Raw genomic sequence first — 17,803 nt, 5'->3', positions numbered from 1 at the left:
GATAGCAGCGTCGTCTGTTCAGCTGCCGAACCGCCACAGGAGGATAAATGGGTTGGTTCCGCCGAAATACCGGGTTTGGCGCTCTAACCGACACGTTTCTGTGTCCTCTACCTGCTCCACCACCACCTCCAATGAATCCTATTTCACTATACAAAATTCTGGCTAGTCGTCGTTGGGGCCTTCTGACTCTAACCCGGTCTTGTGCTGTGTTCTATGGGACTCCGGCCATTCGAGCATGTTCTGCCTTCGTTGACCGTGTGCTGTTTCTACCGACTCGGACACTCGACGGCCTCGCCGAGAACGAGGCCTGCACATCTAGCTTGGTGAGGGTGAATCCCCGTAACGGCCGATTGTTGTTCTTCGACTGCCACCGCCGATCCGAGAGTTCTCACCTCCATCATGGTGGCGACGACTGGGGCAGTCCGCCGAAGGATATGCGAGCGTAGCGATCGCGGAACAGTCGTTCGCTTCCGCGAATCTCGCCGCTGACCACTGACCAATCCACATCTGTCTGGCCGATCGTGAATTGCCATCGAACGAGCGTTTCCATTACCACTGATACAGCCCACCATCTGTGATTTGATATCGTGGTATAGGATTTACTGGCGTCGACATTCACCACGAAACCGGGTGCAAAAATCACGAGGCTGGCTTCTCAGAGCGCACGAGCGGCAAAACCAGGAAATGGTCTCTCAGAACACCGCTCTCTTCATCTACTGAACGCTCACAAACTCGCGCTTTACCCGCTTTTTACTTCACTCAAGGGCCGTCTGTCGTCCACAGCTGCTCGACGACGGCGTTCAGTACGAACACGGGATACTCCCGCGTGACTGACTTCCCGGCGATGGCGATGTCCGCGGTTACAGTGATACTGCTGGGCGTCGCTTCGACGAGTCGTGAGACGGATATCTCGGGTTCGTTGACGACGGTACCCGAATCATCGACTTCGGTACGGTGAACGACCTCGACGTAGGGCGTCGGTCGCTCGAAACTGCCGCTTCGGACCGACACGAACGCCGTGTTCTGCAGGCGCGTTTCGAGGAACTCTCTGGTTCCCCTCGCTGCGACGGTCTCCGCTTTGTTGTTGGCCCACTCGTCGAACGAGACGTAGTGATACTCATCGACGCTACCGCCAGAGGCTATCGCTGCGTATCGAACGGTGTCGTTCTCGGGGATGTACTCGTTGTCGGAGTCAGAGACAGTTCGCTCGACGCTGATCGGGTCGGCTTCGGCTCTCGCTCGTTCGTTGGCAGGGAGCGTCGTCGTGTTGGGGGTAGCGGGGTCACTACTAAAGTCAGGAGCAGCGTTGCAGCCAGCAGCTGCGGCCAGTGTGCTAGCGGCGAGACCGAGAACGCGACGTCTGGCGGACATGTGGAGCTAGTCCCTGCCAGCCGCGAAAAGTCTTCTGTGGGTTTGTGCCGTTCTCGAACGTAGATTTTACCGCTCGCCGCAGACTGCGCGCGCCAACTGCTCGAAGTCCGCGTCCTCGGGTACGACGTCGACGCTGACACCGCTCTTCTCGGCTGTCTCACGAGTCGGAGCGCCGATACAGCCGACGACGGCGTCGTTCAGGCCGGCGAGCGCCGCGTCCCGGACGCCGCGTTCGCTGGCGGCATCGAGCCAGTGTTCGACCGTGAGCGAGGACGTGAACAGTGCCGCGTCGAGGTCCCGGCCCACGGCCAGTTCGACCGATTCGCCCGCGCCGTTCGGCCGGACGAGTTCGTACAGCACGGTCTCGTGGACGAACGCGCCGGCGTCGTTCAGGCCGTCCGTGAGCACCACAGATCCGTGGTCAGAGCGCGCGACCTCGACGCGTCCGCCGTCGACGCGGTCTTCGAGCGCGGCGACGAGCCCCGAACTCGTGTACTCCTCGGGGACGAGGTCGACCGTCCAGCCGGCGTCGCGGCACGCCGCCGCGGTCGCGTCCCCGATGGCACAGAGCGTCGTTTCGCCGGGTTCCCACTCGGCGCCTGCGGCGAGTTCGCCGCCGGTCTTGCTCGTGAGGACGGTGAAATCGGCGTCGTCGCGGGGAACGGCTCCGGTGGGTTCGACAGCGAGCATCGGGTCGGCGATGGGGGTGGAGCCGAGCGATTCGAGGAGGGAGACGGCGTCCGCGAGGCGCTCGTCGTCGGGCCGGAAGACGGCGACGTTCATTCCAGCACCTCCGGCACGCCCGCGACGCCGCCGATGACCGTGACCGCGGGCGGTTCGATGCCGGCGTCGTCGCGCGCGTCGACGATGGTGTCGAGGGTGCCGCGAGCGACGCGCTGGCCGGGCCGCGTCCCCTTCTCGATGAGCGCGACCGGCGTCTCGGGGTCCATGCCGGCGTTCACGAGTTCCTGGGTGTACTCGGGGAGCTTCCCGACGCCCATCAGCACGACGATGGTGCCGCCGGTGTCCGCGAGCGCCCGCCAGTCCACCGCCGATCCGTCCTTCGTGGGGTCCTCGTGGCCGGTGACGAACGAGACGCTGGAGGCGTGCTCGCGGTGGGTGACCGGGATGTCTGCTGCGGCGGGTGCGGCGACGGCAGAAGTGATGCCGGGTACCACTTCGAACGGCACATCGTGGTCGGCGAGGTACACCATCTCTTCACCACCGCGACCGAACACGAACGGGTCGCCGCCCTTCAGTCGAACCACGTCCCTGCCTTCCTCGGCGAGCTCTACCAGCCGGGCGTTGATGTCGGCCTGCTCGGTTCGCTCGCCGCCGGCGCGCTTTCCGACGTCCTCGCGTTTGTCCTCGGGAATCGAGTCGAGGATTTCGGGGCCAGGGAGTTTGTCGTGGAGCACGACGTCTGCCTCCTCGAGGAGGCGCGTGGCCTTCACGGTGAGGAGTTCGGGGTCGCCCGGACCGCTCCCGACGAGGTAGACGGTGCCGAGCGATTCGTCGGTGGACAGTTCGTCGCCGGCTGGTTCGTTGGGCTCCGACATCGTCTCAGTCCTCCCGTTTGGCGGCCTCGATGAGGTCCGCGGCGCCGCGGTCGCGGAGGTCGTCGGCGAGGTAGCGAGCGTCGTCCGCGTAGTTCTCCACGTCCAGGTCGCGGCTCTCCCCGACCTGCTGGCCGCCGCTGCGGTCGAACACCTGCACGTCCGCGTGGACGGCGTCGCCCTGCACGACCGCGTGGACGCCGATGGGTGCGATGCAGCCGCCGCCGAGAGATTCGAGGACGACGCGTTCGGCTGTCACCTCGATCCGCGAGCGGACGTGGTCGAGCGCGTCCCGGATGGCGTCGGCAGTGTCGCTGTCGCGTTCGGCGGTCACACAGAGCGCGCCCTGGCCGGGCGCCGGGACGTGCGTGTCTGTCGGTAACTCCTCGGTGTTCACGTGGTGGATCAGGCCGGTGCGTTCGAGGCCGACCTGCGCGAGCACGAGCGCGTCGTACTCTGTGTCGATCTCGTGGCCGAGCGCGTTCCGCTGGAGTTCCGACAGCGAGTCGAACCACTCCTCGACGGTCTGGTCGTACTCGGCGTTCTGCCGGCTGCCGCCCTCCGAGGCCGACGTCGACGGCCCGTCGTTCGAGTCGTCCGCTTCGTTGTCGTCTGCGTCCGACGCGTCGTTCAGGTTCTCGACGCCGGCTTCGATGTCCGGGGTGTACTCGTCGCGTTGCTGTTCGCGCTCGTCGGCCTCACGTCTCTCGCGTTCGGCCTCCTGCCGGCGCTCGTGTTCGGCCTGGAGCGCGGGCGCGAGAAGTTTCTCGACGCGCGTGTCGACGTTCCCGCGGATGGGTTCGACCTCGAGGCTTGGGCGGTGCGCGCGGACCTGTGCGCCGCGACGAAGACTCGCCGTGCCGACGACGCTCCCCGACGGGAGGTCCTCGAGGCCGGTGCCGTCGGCCGTCACGAGCACGTCAGCGGGGTTCGCGCGCCGCGGCACCGCGGCGACGACGAGGTCGTTGGGCACGTCCGTTGGCACGTCCTTCATGGAGTGGACGGCGGCGTCCGCGTCGCCGTCGAGCACCTCGCGGTCGAGCGAGCGAACGAACGCGCCGGTCTTCCCGAGGTCCTGCACGAGCGCGTCCTCGAGGCGGTCGCCGGTCGTCTCGACCTCCACGAGTTCGACGTCGTGTCGCCGGTCCTCGAGCGCGGACCGCACTTCGCCTGCCTGCCGGAGCGCGAGCGCGGAGCCCCGTGTGGCGAGACGAATCGACTGTTTTGGCATACCTCTTACTCTGGGCGCGGGGTTGAAACCCCCTACGTTCCGCTCACGCCGACGCCGTTCACGCCGCCCGCAGTTCCTCGCGCCACTCCCGCAGCGACCGCGGCATCGCGACGTGTTCGCGGCGCTCGCGGACGTACCGCACGCAGACCAGGCTCCCGGCGGCGACGCCGACGAGGATGACCGCCATCCCGAGCAGGCGCTGTGGCGTCACGCCGAGCGGTTCGATATGCCTGACGCGCGGGCCGGTGAAGTCGAGCACCTCGAAGAACACCAGGACGCCAGCGACGATCACGGCGTCCGCGGCGGCCGCGAACTGCGCCGGCTGGCCGGGGTCCTCGGGCCAGTCGGAACCGGCGTCGCGGACGGCACGCGCGTCGACGAGGAGCGCGAACGGCAACACGAGGAACGCGACGAGCGCGGGCACGCCGAGGGCCACCGCGGGAATCGAGACGATGGCGCCGCCGGTGGTCGCGTTCGCCTGCGGGACGACGAGCACGACGCCGACGAGCCAGAGCGCGCTGAGCGCCCACAGCGCCGCGATTGTGGGGACGGCGACCACCCAGTACCACCACCGGGAGTCGACGTGCACCACGCCGTGGCGGACCGTCGACGACACTCAGGGCACCCCCACGGCCTCGTGGCGCTTGTAGAGGTAGTACACGCCGAGTGGAATCTGGAGGGGTTGAGCGACGACGCTGGCCAGGCCGAGCAGGCCGTACAGCGCGGGGTCGGGCTGCCAGGTCGTGTCGGCGTCCGCGAGCGCCTCCGCGTCGAAGTAGAGCGCGATGGGGAACGCGAGCGAGAGCACGAGGCCGACGAGCACCACCAGCAGGACGAGGCCGACGATGCCGACGACGCCGAACCCCACCGCAAGCTCCGAGCTCCCGGGGCCGCCGCCGACGCCACCAGTCACGCCGACGAGCGTGGCGACGAACGCGACGAACCCGACGACGAAACTGAGCACTGTCGCCAGCGCGTAGAACACCGGCACCGCGAGCACCAGGTACCACCACCTGCTGTCGGGAGCGGACGTTGACATGCGCGGACGTTGGGAGGGCGCGGGGAAAAAGCCACAGGAAGCCGGCGGCGCCGACGCGCGTCAACTCGTTCGCGTCGTTCCAGCGCGAGGTGTCAGGGATAGTGCGAGAGGGGTGACAGCGCGAAGTGGGCGTCAGTGCGAGGCGGTCCTACAGCACCGAACGGTAGGCGTCCAGCGTTCGCTCGACGTCCTCCTCGGTGTGAGCGTAGGAGACGAACTGGGACTCGAACTGGTTCTGGGAGAGCATCACGCCCGAATCGAGCATCTGCGGGCGGAACACGCGATTCCAGCGCTCGACCGCACCGGCGGCGACGTCGGCGGCGTTCCTCGGCCCTGGGTTGTCGTCACTACGGTCGGCATTCGCGCCGCGCGTGAACGCGACCTTGAACAGGCTGTCCGTGCCGACGACGCTGTACTCGGGCGCGCGCTCCGCGACGACGTCCTCGAGTCCCGTCCGCAACTGGCTGCCGAGGTCGTTGACGTGCTCGTAGACGTCGTTCTCCGCGGCGAACTTCAGGGTCTCGAGACCGGCGGCCATCGTCACGGGGTGGCCGGAGAACGTCCCCGCCTGGAAGACGTCGCCGACGGGCGTGAACTCCTCCATCAGGTCCGTGCGGCCGCCGATGGCACCCACGGGGAACCCGCCGCCGATGATCTTCCCGAACGTCGTGAGGTCGGGTGTGACGCCGTACTTCGACTGGGCGCAGCCGAGGCCGCCGACGCGGAAGCCCGTGATGACCTCGTCCCAGACGAGCAGTGACCCGTGTTCGTCGGTGAGGTCCCGGAGCGTCTCGTGGTAGCCCTCGACCGGTTCGACGATGCCCTTGTTGGCGAGCATGGGTTCGACGAGCACGCACGCGATGTCGTCGCCGTGGCGCTCGAACACCTCCTTCGCGGCTTCGGCGTCGTTGAACGGCACCGGGAGGGTGTGCTCCGCGAACGACTGCGGGATGCCCGCGCTGGAGGGGCCGGGGTGTTCGGCGTCGCCCTCCACGAGGGTGGATTCCTGGGCGCCGTGGTAGCCGCCCTGCATTACGACAATCTTGTTCCGGCCCGTCACGCCACGCGCGAGGCGCACGGCGGAGGTCGTGGCTTCGGTGCCGGAGTTCACGAAACGCACCATCTCCACGCTCGGGACGTGGCGCGCGAGGAACTCCGCGTGCTCGACCTCGAGTTCGGTCGGCATCCCGTACATCGGCCCCTCGCTCGCTCGCCGCTGGACGGCGGCCTGCACGGACTCGGGGAGGTCGTGGCCGAGCAGCAGCGGCCCGAGACCCATCACCCAGTCCACGTAGCGGTTGCCGTCCGCGTCCACGACGTGCCCGGCGTCGCCCTTCTCGACGAACGTCGGGTAGGGCTGCGGGGCGGCGCGCACCGAGGAGTTGACGCCGCCGACCAGCACGTCGAGCGCGCGGTCGTAGCGCTCCCGGGAGTTCTCGCGGTTCATGCCCCGCGCTTAGGGCGGTCCGTGAAAGAAGTTGTTGGGTCAGGCGTCGTCTGGACGGCCGCTCCGACGAGTGGTGTCGCGCGCTCAGAGCGACTCAGCCACGCTCTCCGCGAAATACGTCACGATGAGGTCCGCGCCCGCTCGCTTGATGGAGAGCAGCGACTCACGGGCCGTCGCCTCGACATCCAGCCATCCCTGCTCGCCCGCGGCGTGGAGCATCGCGTACTCCCCGGAGACGTTGTACGCCGCGACCGGGTGGTCGAAGTTCCGGCGCACGTCCGCGACCACGTCGAGGTACGGGAGCGCGGGTTTCACCATCAGCACGTCCGCGCCCTGTTCGGCGTCGAGTTCGACTTCGCGCATCGCCTCGCGGCGGTTCGCTGGGTCCATCTGGTAGTGCCGGCGGTCGCCGAACGCGGGCGCGCCGTCCGCGGCGTCCCGGAACGGCCCGTAGAACGCGGACTCGTACTTCGCCGCGTAGCTCATGATGGGCACGTCGGAGAAGCCCGCGTCGTCAAGCCCCTCCCGAATCGCGGCGACCATCCCGTCGGTCATCGAGGACGGCGCGACCATCTCCGCGCCCGCCTCGGCGTGCGAGACGGCGGTCTTCGCCAGCAGATCGAGCGTCTCGTCGTTTTCGACTGTGAGGTCGGGGTCGTCGCTGGCATCCGCTTCGAGCACCCCGCAGTGCCCGTGGCTCGTGTACTCGCAGAGACAGATGTCCGTGATGACGTAGGCGTCCGTTTCGCTCGTAATCTTCCGTGTGGCCTCTTGCACGACGCCGCTCTCGGCGTACGCGCGAGTGCCGCGCTCATCCTTCGATTCGGGGATGCCGAACAGCATCACGGCCTCCACGCCCGTCTCGAGCACCTCCTCGACGCGCGCCACCGCCTCGTCGAGCGGGACGCGTTCGTGGCCCGGCATCGACTCGATGGGCACGCGCTCGTCGGTCGTGGCGTCCACGAACACCGGCGCGACGAAGTCCGAGGGGTCGAGGCTCGTCTCCGAGACGAGGCCGCGCACGCCGTCCCGGCGCAGGCGACGCGGTCGGTTCGGCAGGTCCATGCCCGGGCCTCGGGGCCGCTCGACAAAAGGCTTCGCGGAAGCGGCCCGTGGCCGTCACGGGGAACGTATCGAACGCTAGACTGAAACGCGCTTTCGGGAACACCTATCCTGCTGTACGAGAAACCGCCGAGTATGCCCGGCCCCACGTTCGCGGAGGGCGACACAGTGACCCTCCGGACCGTCGAGGAGGAGGACCTCGAGTTCGTGCAGTCCGCCCGCAACGACCCGGCGGTGCGTCAGCCGCTCACGCTGAACCGCGCGGCGAACGCCGAACAGATCCACGAGTTCTTCGAGAACTCGTTCTCGAGCGCTGACAGCGTGAGTCTCCTCGCGTGCGCCGACGAGGAACCCGTGGGCATGGTGGTGCTCTTCGACGAGGACGACGTCACCGGCACCGCCACGCTCGCGTACTGGCTCGCGCCCGACCACTGGGGGAACGGCTACGCCATCGAGGCCGCCGGCCTGCTCTGCGAGCACGCGTTCGCGGACCGCCGCCTGAACAAGATCCGCGCGGACGTCATCGAGTCCAACGACGGCTCCCGCCGCGTTCTCGAAAAGCTCGGGTTCCAGCACGAGGGCGTGCTCCGCGAGGAGAAGTTCGTCCGGGGCGAGCACGTCGACGCCGACCGCTACGGCCTGCTCGCCGACGAGTGGGGTGGCGTCTGATGCCGGGCCCGGTCTTCGCGGCGGGCGAGAACGTGGCGCTGCACACCATCGAAGAGGACGACCTGGAGTTCATCCAGCGCGGCCGCAACCACCCTGACATCCGCCGTCCGCTCACGGACGTCGACCCGCAGAACGGCGAGCAGATACAGGAGTACTTCGAGAACGGCATCTCGGGCGACGGCGACGGGTTCGGCTTCCTGATCTGTCGAACGGACGACGAAGGGAGTGGTGCCGACAGTTCGAACGACGACGAAGCAGACCCCGAACCAGTCGGTGCCATCCACATTCCGTGGATTCGCACGAAACACGGCTCCGGAATGTTGATGTACTGGGTCGCGCCCGAGCACCAGGGCAACGGCTACGTCACGGAGGCGACGCGACTCGTCCTGGATTTCGCGTTCGAGGAGCGCCGCCTCGCGAAGGTGTACGCCGTCGTCCTGGAGTCCAACGTCGGCTCCCAGCGCGTCCTCGAGAACCTCGGCTTCGAGCGCGAGGGCGTCCACCGGAAGGAGACGTTCGTGGACGGCGAGCGCCGGGACAACTACCGCTACGGCCTGCTCGCCGAGGAGTGGCTGGACGCGTCGGGCGCCTGACTGAAACGCAGTTCAGCGAGCACATATGCTGCCTCGGGCCTGAGATTCGAGTATGCCTGGACCAGCGTTCACAGAGGGCGACACTGTTTCCCTCCACCCCATCGAGGAGGAGGATTACGAGTTCATCCAGCGCGGCCGCAACGACCCGAGCACGCGCGTCACGCTCGGAGACACGTCGATCCGTCGGCGCGAGGACGTGGCGGAACTGTTCGAGGAGGGCGCGGAGTACCACTTCCTCGTCTGCGTCGACGAGGGGGAGGCCGCGGAAGGAGGAGCGCCGACCGGAGAGAGCCGCGACCCCGAACCGGTCGGCGTCGTGGCGTTCGGGTGGGTGCGCGACGACGTGCGCATCGGGAGCCTGATGTACTGGATTGCCCCCGAACACCGGCGCGAGGGGTACGTCACGGAAGGGACCGCGCTCTTGCTCGACTACGCGTTCGCGGAGCGCAACTTCAACAAGGTGAACGCCAACGTCGTGACGTCGAACGAGGCGTCAATCAGGACGCTCGAATCACTCGGCTTCGAGCGCGAGGGCCACCAGCGACGGGAGTGTTTCGTGGACGGCGAGTGGGAGGACATGTTCACGTACGGCCTGCTCGCCGACGAGTGGCTGGACGCGTCGGATTCCTGAGTGAAACGCAGTTCAGCGAGCACATATCCTGTTGCGGTCCTAGGGTTCACTCATGCCAGGACCAGCGTTCACCGAGGGCGACACTGTTTCCCTCCACCCCATCGAGGAGGAGGACTACGAGTTCATCCAGTACGGCCGCAACCACCCCGACGTGCGGGTGCCGTTGACGGACACGACGATCCGGTCGAGCGACGACGTCGAAGAGATGTTCGAGGACGGCAACGACTACCACTTTCTGCTCTGCGCGGCCGAGCGAAGCGAGGACGTGGAAGATGCGAACGGTGAAGCCGCGAGCAGCGCGGCCGGAGGCTCGGAAGAGCGAAGCTCTTCCGGCGAAGCCGTGAGCAGCACTGACGACGGCGACGACCCGGAACCCGTGGGTGTCGTGGCGTTCGGGTGGATGCGCGACAACCTGAAGATTGGCAGTCTGATGTACTGGGTCGCGCCCGAGCACCAGGGCAACGGCTACGTCACGGAGGGGACCGAACTGTTCCTCGATTACGCGTTCCGAGAGTGCGGACTCCACAAGGCGAACGCTCGCGTGAACGCCTCGAACGGCGCGTCCGCAGCGGTGCTGGAGAACCTTGGGTTCGAGCGTGAGGGCACCCGACGGCAGGAGAGCATCGTCGACGGCGAATGGGACGACATGCACATCTACGGCCTGCTCGCCGACGAGTGGCTGAACTGACCCTCCGGAACTGGTTGGATGGGTGACTGGAAAACGGGTAAGCCGCTGGCCGCCGTAGCCAGCCCTATGGACGAAGACACCAGTAGCACGTTCAGCTCGATCGTCGAGCGCCTCGCGGACGCCGGCCACGTCGACTCGGTGTACGGAGAACCAATCGAACGCGGCGACCGTACCGTGATTCCGGTTGCGCGCGTCGCCTGGGGGTTCGGCGGCGGTGGCGGCGAGAGCGAACGCGAAGACGAGACGGCGGAGGGAGAAGAACGCGAACAGGGCGGCAGCGGCTACGGCGTGGGTGGCGGCGTCTCCGCGACGCCGGTCGGCGCACTCGAACTCGCCGACGACGACACGCGGTTCGTGCGCTACGGCGACAGGAAGAAATTCCTCAAGGCCGCCCTGCTGGCGTTCGTCGTGGGGTGGCTCGTGGGTCGGCGGTAGTCGCGTCCCGCCGATTTCCGCCGGTCGACGCCCCGCCGCTGTTCGTCGCGAGGCGCTGATTCAGTCCGCGGCGGCGGACGTGGTGTCGACCTCGCTGACACCCGCTTTCGCGTCGAGCGCCTCGACGACGAGTTCCGTGATGTCCACGACCTCGATGTCGTCCTCGTAGCCGCCGGTCTTCCGGCCGTCCTCGTACATCGTCATGCACATCGGGCACGCGACGACGAAGCGGTCGACGCCGTGGCCCGCGTCCGTGTCCTCTAAGGCCTCGCGCATGCGCTCCTCGCTGGGCTTCGGGTCCTCGTCGAACTCCATCCAGAGGCCGCCGCCGCCGCCGCCACAACAGAACGAGTCGTCGCGGTTGCGCGGCATCTCGTCGAGCGTGACGCCGGTCGCGCGGATGACCTCGCGGGGCGCCTCGAACTCGCCGTTGTACCGGCCAAGGTGGCAGGGGTCGTGGTACGTCACGGTGTCGTCGAGTTCGTTCCCGGAGAGGCCGAGGGCGCCCTGTCGCACGATGTCCTCGACGACCTGCGTGTAGTGGTAGACGGAATCCGCGTTCTCGAAGCCGAACTGGTCGTACTCGTTGCTGAACGTGTTGTACGAGTGGGGGTCCGTGCAGACGATCTTCTCGTAGTCACACTCCCGGAACGCCTCGATGTTGTCCTCCGCGAGCATCTCGAAGAGCCCCTCCTCGCCGACCCGGCGGATGTCGTTGCCGTCGTTCTGCTCGTCCTCGTAGAGGATGCCGTAGGAGACACCCGCCTCGTGGAGGACGCGGGCGAGCGACCGCGCGACGTGCTGATTGCGGTCGTCGTAGGAGGGGTAGTCGCCGACGTACCAGAGGAACTCGACGGACTCCTCGCGGGCGTCCGGAATCTCGAAGTCGAGTTCCTCGGCCCAGTCCGGGCGCTTCCGGTCTGGGTCGCCGAACGTGTTCCCCTTCTGGAAGACGTTCATCACGGCCTCCTCGACGTTCTTGTTCATCTGGCCGGACTCCGTGAGTCGGCGGTTCATCTCCGTGAACTGGGTGACGTGCTCGATGTCCACGGGGCAGGCGTCCATACACGCCATACAGCTCATGCAGGACTCCATGGTCTCCGCGTCGATGACGGAGGTGCCGCCGTCCGCGACGATGTCGACCTCCTCGGTTCGGCCGGCCTCCAGATCCTCTCGGTAGTTCTTCAGGTCGAGAATGACGTCACGCGGGTCGAGCGGGCGGCCCGACGCCTTCGCCGGGCAGACCGACGAACAGCGACCGCACTTCGTGCAGGCGTCGTGGTCGAGCAGTTGCTTCCAGGAGAAGTCCTCGATTTCGGAGGGGCCGATCTCCTCGGGGCTGGCGTCCTCCGGAACCTGCGGGAGGCGGACGCCGGCGTCCTCGTCGCGAGTGACGAGGTTCGCGTAACTCGATATCATGTGGAACGGCTTGGCGTACGGAATCGTGGCGACGAACGCCAGCGCGAGCAGGGAGTGACTCCACCACGTCACGGGGTAGACCGCGGCCGCCATCTCGGGCGTGACGCCCGCGACCTCGAGGACGTCCTTCACGAACCACCCGACGAACGAGACGGTCTCGAAGGAGACGGTCCGGGTTGCACTCGTTCCCAGGATGCGCACTCCCTCGGTGACGTAGCCGCCGACGCCAAGCAGGAACAGCGCCCACACGAACAGGCCGTCCTCGGCGCTCGTATGCTTTCCCCAGAGTCGGTCGTTGCGCTTCCAGTAGCGCTTGTACAGCGCCATCCCGACGCCGACGACGAACAGGAAGCCCATGGCGTCCATCACGAACGAGTACGCGAGGTAGAAGTCGCCGACGAAGAAGGACTCCTGGCCGAGGAGCTTCGTCCAGATGTCCATGTCGACGGCGAGGATGGTCGTCCCGATGAGCAGCGTGAGAAAGCCCCAGAGGATGAACGTATGCATCAGGCCGGCGGTGAGGTCGCGGTCGAACTGCTTCTCGTTCGACGCGACGAGTTTCGCGGCCCCGAGGACGCGTCCGGGCAGGTCGGTGAGACGGTCCATCGGGTCCTCGCTGCCCTTCGCGTACGTGGCGAACCGCTGGTAGACGCCGAACAGCAGGAATGCGATGGCGACGGCGGCGAGGTAGTAGAACAGGGCCTCCCCGACGTGGCCGATGCGCCAGAACGTGGGTCGCGTCGGCCCCTCGGCCTGCGCCAGCACGAACGGTTTCATACCAGAATGCCGGGGCAGGACGCGCTTAAAGGTTGCCAAGAACCGAGCGTGCGGCGCCGAGTGGCCGCCACTCGCCAGGCCCGACCTCGCGGTTCGCATTCGCTTTCCGCTCGCTCGTTCGCTTCGCTCACTGCGTTTGGGCCTCGCGGCTCACGGCTCGCTTCGCTCACCGTTCGCGTTAACGTGGTTCTCACTCGCTCCCTACGGTCGCTCGTTCCGAACCACGCACTCCGACTGAAAACGTTTACCTCCCTCCGACGACTAGCCACGACCAACAGATGGCCCAGGACGTCAAGCCAACCCGCAAGAACCTCATGGAGATCGAGGACCGCATCGAACTCTCCGAGCGGGGCCACGACACGCTCGAGCAGAAGCGAGACGGCCTCATCATGGAGTTCATGGACATCCTCGACGAGGCCCAGGACGTTCGCTCGGGCCTCGAGGAGGACTACGAGACCGCCCAGAAGAAGATCAACATGGCTCGCGCGATGGAGGGCGACATGGCGGTTCGTGGCGCCGCCGCGGCGCTCCAGGAACACCCCGAGATCACCGTCGAGTCGATGAACATCATGGGCGTCGTCGTCCCCCAGATCGAGTCCTCGAAGGTCAAGAAGAGCCTCGACGAGCGGGGCTACGGCATTCTCGGCACGAGCGCTCGAATCGACGAGGCCGCCGAAGCCTACGAGGAACTGCTCGACGCCATCGTGCTCGCGGCGGAGGTCGAGACCGCGATGAAGAAGATGCTCACGGAGATCGAGACCACCAAGCGCCGCGTCAACGCCCTGGAGTTCAAACTCCTCCCGGACCTCTACGAGGGCCAGGAGTACATCGAGCAGAAACTCGAGGAGCAGGAACGCGAGGAGATCTTCCGCATGAAGAAGGTCAAAGCGAACAAGGAAGAAGCCGAGGAGGAAGCGGAACGCGAGGCCGAGAAGCACGCCCTCGAGGAGGAAGGCCGCGCGGAGACGCAGACGCCCGGCGACGACTAACTGATTCCGTTCTACTGCAGTTCCGTCCTGTTCTCCGGGCCGCCTAAGTCACTCCCACCCACAGATACGGCCATGACGTGTCCGAACTGCGGGAGCGACCAGGTCGTCTTCCCCGTTCCCGACGCCGTCCACGACCACCTGCCGGACGACCGCCCCGCCGCCACGATCTGCACGCACTGCCTCTACGTCGGTCCGGCGGACGACGCGCCCGCGGACTACCCCGACCTCTCCTCGACGGTGAGCGACGCCTTCCCCGACGACGGCGAGACCGCCGCCGTTCTCGCGTCACTGCTCGCGCTCCTCGACCGTCTCGTCCTCCACCGCCAGGACGCTGATGCCGTCGCTACCGAAGCCGAATCTCACGGCGTCGACGTCCTCCTCTTCCTCGACCGTCTCGCCGCCGACGACACCCTCGACCCCCACTTCGACGTCACGCGACGGCGAGAACAACTTCAGCAGTTGATTTAGTCTGCCGAAAGCTTATCTCGGTTGTATCACTTTTCCGGAGTAATGTCCTCCACACGCTACTTTGCAGTGGCACTTGTCACACTCCTCACCATCGCTAGCTTCACCGCGAGCGGGGCCGCGATGGCGGGCGCGGACCGCGGGCAGCACTCGGTCGCGCGTTCGTCCCCCTCGACGTGTATCGGCTCAACGCCATCCTCGGTCGAAGACGGGAACATCTCCATGTCGGTGTTCACCGGGCCGACGGGAACGTACGCCGACTTGCAGAACGCCAGTGCCGTGAACGACGCGCGGGCAGCCGGCCGGCTCGTCCCCACCACGACAGGTACGGAGGACTCGGATTCCGTCGTCGCGATGGGTGACGTCGCGGTCGTCCGGATCGGTCTCGATGGCTCCGCTACGAGCCTGCTCGACCGCCTCACTGCACAGGACGAAGGGTCGCCGACCGCGAACTTCCGAGCGCTCGTCCAAGAGCGCGGCATCGAAGTAGAATTTGAGGGGCCGTCGGCGTGCCCGCCAACACTCGCGCTGAACGAGTCCATCGAGCAGGGTGCAATCCGCGCCGTGCCCGACGACCAGCGTGACACGCTGTATCTGGTCTTCGACACCGACCGGTTCCTCGTGGACCCGCCTGGGACGGATAGCGAACCGACCGCAACATCGTGGAAACTAGGTCGGAACCATCTCGATGTTAGGCTGAAGACGACATCTGGACTGGTCAGCGCGAGTACCACCTGGCAACTCTGGGATCGCGGCGTCGAGCTCGAAACAGACGTACACGAACTCGTTCGCGTGGGGGTTGCGAACGCCTCGCTAGATGGACGCACGGTGGCTGCGCCAGGAAACACCCTCACCGTCCGCCTCTATTCGCTCGATAGTAGTGTGACGCGAACGGTGTCGGCAACGGTCGACGGGAGTCGCGAGTTCACTGCGCCGGTGGAGCTTCCGCGCGGCGTCTACACGGTGAACGTGTTGAGCGCGTACAAGGGTAACTACTCTGTGAACGTCTCGAACGCGTACGATGGTGACACGCTGGTCGTCGCGGGCAACGCCACGGGCGCACTTCTCGGGTTCGCGGATCACGGACTGCACGAGGAAACGCTCCACGGGCTATCTACGACGACGACCGATGGCGGTTTCGTGGTCGTACAGAACGAGTCTGGGAGCACTGTCGCTGTGAGCAATCATTTCACCAGTGGTGGTCACGCTCCGAATCTTCGTCTGTCGAATCCGCTCCGAACTAACCAGACACTCACTGCTACGGTCTACCGCGACACAAACGGCAACGGAGCGTTCGACCCCGACGTAGACGAGCCGTATCGCGTAGACAGTGAGCCGGTGCGTGCGAGCACGAACGTTACTATCGACCAAACTCACCGGACAACCAGTGCACCGGAGCCGTCGACGAGTACGCTAGACGCGACAACCGACGTGAACGACCAGACAACACCGACGGACTCAGAGACACCGACGGATTCGACCACCGATGAAACCGGCGCATCCACGCCTGGATTCGGTGCGCTGACAGTGCTCGCGGCCCTGGCCGCACTGTCTGGACTCGCGGTGTGGCGTCCCTGACGCTTGCCAGTGTTCGACTGATTTCGGTGTAGTTGCGAACAGACGGCAACGATTCCCGGCAACTCGTTTCACTTCTCGATCCATTGCTCGGGAATCTCGTTATCGCAGGCCGGGTCGCCGTACTCGTGCCTCGGCCGACCTGCGCTGGCTATCAACTCACGGCCGGCGTTGGTCCCGCCCTCCTACTTGAACCTACGCCGCCGGTAGGGGTTGGCAGTCGACCCAGCCGGTAGCTACGAGCGTTCGTGGCGTGAGCGTTCACAAGAGCGAAGCTCTTGTGCAGCCCATCAGAACGCGAAGCGTTCTGAGGACGGTTCGAAGAACCCGAGACGCGCGATTCACCGCGAGCCTACGGCTCGCGGGCCGACGACTGAGGGGAGTGAGCGCAGCGAACGAACCGAAGGAGGAGTGCTTTTAGTGCAGGTTTTGCCGAGTTGAGCGGGACCTGTGGTCCCGCTAACCATGCGAACGGGCGCTACGCGCCCGTGAGCAGACGCGGCTTCGCCGCGCCGCAGCGCAAAACATGCGTTCTAGACGCCCGTGCTGTACCTGAGGAGTCCGGCGTAGCCGCCGAACGCCGTCAGCAGCTGTTCGCCTTTCTCGAAGTCCGTGGAGATGAAGTGGGTCTCGGTGCCTCGCTGGTCGGCGATCTCGATGAGGTGTTCGATGGCGTCTTCGCGCTCGACGACCTCGGCGTCTTCGCCGCATTCCGAGCACTCGTGGGCGGGGGTGTCGTGGCGCTGTTCGACGAGTTCACGTTCCTCGTGTTCGTTCGGGCATTCGTAGGTGACGACGTCCTCGCGGAGGTCCTCGGAGATGAGGAGGCGGTCGACGGCGCCCATGACGAGGTTCCTGCGCGTGGGTTCGAAGCCGTAGGTCGCGAGGTCGCCGCCGTTGAGCTCCTTGAAGAACTCGTCCATGTCGGATTTGTCCTCCATGAGCTCGGCGTCGGCGAGCGCCTCCTGTCCGACGTCGACGAGGTCCGAGAGGCCGGATTCGTCGGTGTAGGAGACGTCGAACTTCCCGAGGACTTTGTCCTGGAGTTCGTGGTGGAGGTAGTCGCCGTCGAGGAACTCGTCTTTCGTGGGCGAGGGGCCGCCGACGAGGATGCCGTCGAGTTCGTGGCGCTTGGGGACGAAGAGGTCGTCGGCCATCCCGGCGACCTCCTGGTAGAAGTTGTCGATGGCTTCGAGGCGGAGGCGCGCGAATCGCTGGGCTGACTGGCCGCCCTTGCGTTGTTTCCCGGGGACGAGCGAACTCGCTGACTTGACGGGTTCGACGCGTTTGCCTTTCAGCCAGCCGACGTTGGCTTCGCGGCGGTCGAGGACGATGAGTCCGTACAGGCCTTTGTCGCCGAGCATCTCCGCGAGTGGTTCGGTGAGGAACTCGCTGTCGCAGTGGTAGCGGAAGGACTCGATTGGCTGGGGCGGGGATTCGAGGACCTCGGTGACCATGTCGGTGCGGCCGCCGCCGGAGTCAACAGCACCGGAGAAGATGACGAGGCCGTTGTCCGGCGGGAACGTGTCGTAGTACCGGAGTCGGTCCTTGATGGACGTGAGGGCGTCCTGGACGTTCGTCCGGGTCTGCTTGGACTTGATGTTGGACGCCTCGGAGTGCTCCTGCGTGACGTGGGCGACGACGTCCGAGATCTGTTTGTCCGGGGGGACGTAGATGGTGACGAGTTGCGTGCCGCTCCCGGAGTATTCTTTGAGCTCCTCGATGAGCTTCTTGAACTCGTACTTGCGTTTGTCCTCGGACGGTGCGCCCTCCTGCTCGCTCATTACAAGGAAGTAGCCGACGGGCGGGTAAGTAACCTTTGACCCGTCGCCCAACGCTTTATACGCCGGTCTGTG

Annotated in this window: 18 protein-coding genes; 8 read left to right on the top strand and 10 right to left on the bottom strand. The window is 66.1% G+C overall.

The window, feature by feature from the left end:
- Positions 1-759: 759 nt before the first annotated feature.
- The 8 genes from LT970_RS12145 to hemB all read right to left on the bottom strand — a co-directional run bounded on the left by LT970_RS12145 (position 760) and on the right by hemB (position 7,709).
- On the bottom strand, positions 760-1,371 hold the full coding sequence (locus LT970_RS12145) for a hypothetical protein (RefSeq protein ID WP_232686741.1): 612 nt from the start codon (positions 1,369-1,371) through the stop codon (positions 760-762).
- A 66-nt stretch (positions 1,372-1,437) separates the two neighbouring features.
- Positions 1,438-2,154 (bottom strand): uroporphyrinogen-III synthase, encoded by a 717-nt coding sequence (locus LT970_RS12140; RefSeq protein ID WP_232686740.1) that lies wholly within the window; start codon positions 2,152-2,154, stop codon positions 1,438-1,440.
- On the bottom strand, positions 2,151-2,930 hold the full coding sequence (gene cobA, locus LT970_RS12135; RefSeq protein ID WP_232686739.1) for a uroporphyrinogen-III C-methyltransferase: 780 nt from the start codon (positions 2,928-2,930) through the stop codon (positions 2,151-2,153). The genes LT970_RS12140 and cobA overlap by 4 nt, the downstream gene beginning before the upstream one ends.
- Positions 2,931-2,934: 4 nt before the next feature.
- The gene (hemC, locus tag LT970_RS12130) at positions 2,935-4,158 is read right to left on the bottom strand and encodes a hydroxymethylbilane synthase (protein WP_232686738.1); all 1,224 of its coding nucleotides are present in this window, start codon (positions 4,156-4,158) and stop codon (positions 2,935-2,937) included.
- 58 nt (positions 4,159-4,216) lie between these two features.
- Complete coding sequence (locus LT970_RS12125) at positions 4,217-4,774, bottom strand: hypothetical protein (RefSeq protein ID WP_232686737.1); 558 nt, start codon at positions 4,772-4,774, stop codon at positions 4,217-4,219.
- The gene (locus LT970_RS12120; RefSeq protein WP_232686736.1) at positions 4,775-5,197 is read right to left on the bottom strand and encodes a hypothetical protein; all 423 of its coding nucleotides are present in this window, start codon (positions 5,195-5,197) and stop codon (positions 4,775-4,777) included.
- A gap of 148 nt (positions 5,198-5,345) precedes the next feature.
- Positions 5,346-6,644, bottom strand: coding sequence for a glutamate-1-semialdehyde 2,1-aminomutase (gene hemL, locus LT970_RS12115; protein WP_232686735.1), 1,299 nt, complete (start codon positions 6,642-6,644; stop codon positions 5,346-5,348).
- An 84-nt stretch (positions 6,645-6,728) separates the two neighbouring features.
- Positions 6,729-7,709, bottom strand: a complete 981-nt coding sequence (hemB, locus tag LT970_RS12110; RefSeq protein ID WP_232686734.1) for a porphobilinogen synthase — start codon at positions 7,707-7,709, stop codon at positions 6,729-6,731.
- A 132-nt stretch (positions 7,710-7,841) separates the two neighbouring features.
- Between hemB and LT970_RS12105 the strand changes: the two genes are divergently transcribed.
- The 5 genes from LT970_RS12105 to LT970_RS12085 all read left to right on the top strand — a co-directional run bounded on the left by LT970_RS12105 (position 7,842) and on the right by LT970_RS12085 (position 10,722).
- Complete coding sequence (locus tag LT970_RS12105; RefSeq protein WP_232686733.1) at positions 7,842-8,375, top strand: GNAT family N-acetyltransferase; 534 nt, start codon at positions 7,842-7,844, stop codon at positions 8,373-8,375.
- Complete coding sequence (locus LT970_RS12100; RefSeq protein WP_232686732.1) at positions 8,375-8,968, top strand: GNAT family N-acetyltransferase; 594 nt, start codon at positions 8,375-8,377, stop codon at positions 8,966-8,968. The genes LT970_RS12105 and LT970_RS12100 overlap by 1 nt, the downstream gene beginning before the upstream one ends.
- A gap of 52 nt (positions 8,969-9,020) precedes the next feature.
- Positions 9,021-9,599 (top strand): GNAT family N-acetyltransferase, encoded by a 579-nt coding sequence (locus tag LT970_RS12095; protein ID WP_232686731.1) that lies wholly within the window; start codon positions 9,021-9,023, stop codon positions 9,597-9,599.
- Positions 9,600-9,651: 52 nt separating this feature from the next.
- A complete protein-coding gene (locus LT970_RS12090) occupies positions 9,652-10,287 on the top strand; it encodes a GNAT family N-acetyltransferase (protein ID WP_232686730.1) in 636 nt (211 codons plus the stop codon).
- Between the two features lie 66 nt (positions 10,288-10,353).
- Complete coding sequence (locus LT970_RS12085; protein ID WP_232686729.1) at positions 10,354-10,722, top strand: spore germination protein GerW family protein; 369 nt, start codon at positions 10,354-10,356, stop codon at positions 10,720-10,722.
- 60 nt (positions 10,723-10,782) lie between these two features.
- On the opposite strand, the gene LT970_RS12080 is transcribed toward LT970_RS12085, so the two are convergent.
- Complete coding sequence (locus LT970_RS12080; RefSeq protein ID WP_232686728.1) at positions 10,783-12,918, bottom strand: (Fe-S)-binding protein; 2,136 nt, start codon at positions 12,916-12,918, stop codon at positions 10,783-10,785.
- A gap of 278 nt (positions 12,919-13,196) precedes the next feature.
- On the opposite strand from LT970_RS12080, the gene LT970_RS12075 reads away from it, so the two are divergent.
- The 3 genes from LT970_RS12075 to LT970_RS12065 all read left to right on the top strand — a co-directional run bounded on the left by LT970_RS12075 (position 13,197) and on the right by LT970_RS12065 (position 15,950).
- Positions 13,197-13,907 (top strand): V-type ATP synthase subunit D, encoded by a 711-nt coding sequence (locus tag LT970_RS12075; RefSeq protein ID WP_232686727.1) that lies wholly within the window; start codon positions 13,197-13,199, stop codon positions 13,905-13,907.
- 72 nt (positions 13,908-13,979) lie between these two features.
- Positions 13,980-14,375 carry a DUF6276 family protein gene (locus tag LT970_RS12070; protein WP_232686726.1) on the top strand — a complete coding sequence of 132 codons (396 nt, stop codon included), beginning with the start codon at positions 13,980-13,982 and terminating at the stop codon, positions 14,373-14,375.
- 42 nt (positions 14,376-14,417) lie between these two features.
- Positions 14,418-15,950, top strand: a complete 1,533-nt coding sequence (locus tag LT970_RS12065; RefSeq protein WP_232686725.1) for a DUF7282 domain-containing protein — start codon at positions 14,418-14,420, stop codon at positions 15,948-15,950.
- Positions 15,951-16,480: 530 nt separating this feature from the next.
- Here the strand turns inward: LT970_RS12065 and prf1 are convergent.
- On the bottom strand, positions 16,481-17,731 hold the full coding sequence (gene prf1, locus LT970_RS12060) for a peptide chain release factor aRF-1 (RefSeq protein ID WP_232686724.1): 1,251 nt from the start codon (positions 17,729-17,731) through the stop codon (positions 16,481-16,483).
- Positions 17,732-17,803: the final 72 nt, after the last annotated feature.

Origin of the sequence: Halobacterium zhouii, from assembly GCF_021249405.1 — an archaeon.
In the GTDB taxonomy this organism is placed as follows: Archaea; Halobacteriota; Halobacteria; order Halobacteriales; family Halobacteriaceae; genus Halobacterium; species Halobacterium zhouii.
The sequence above is the reverse complement of the archived record's forward strand: the minus strand, read 5'-3'. Positions and strand labels throughout refer to the sequence as shown.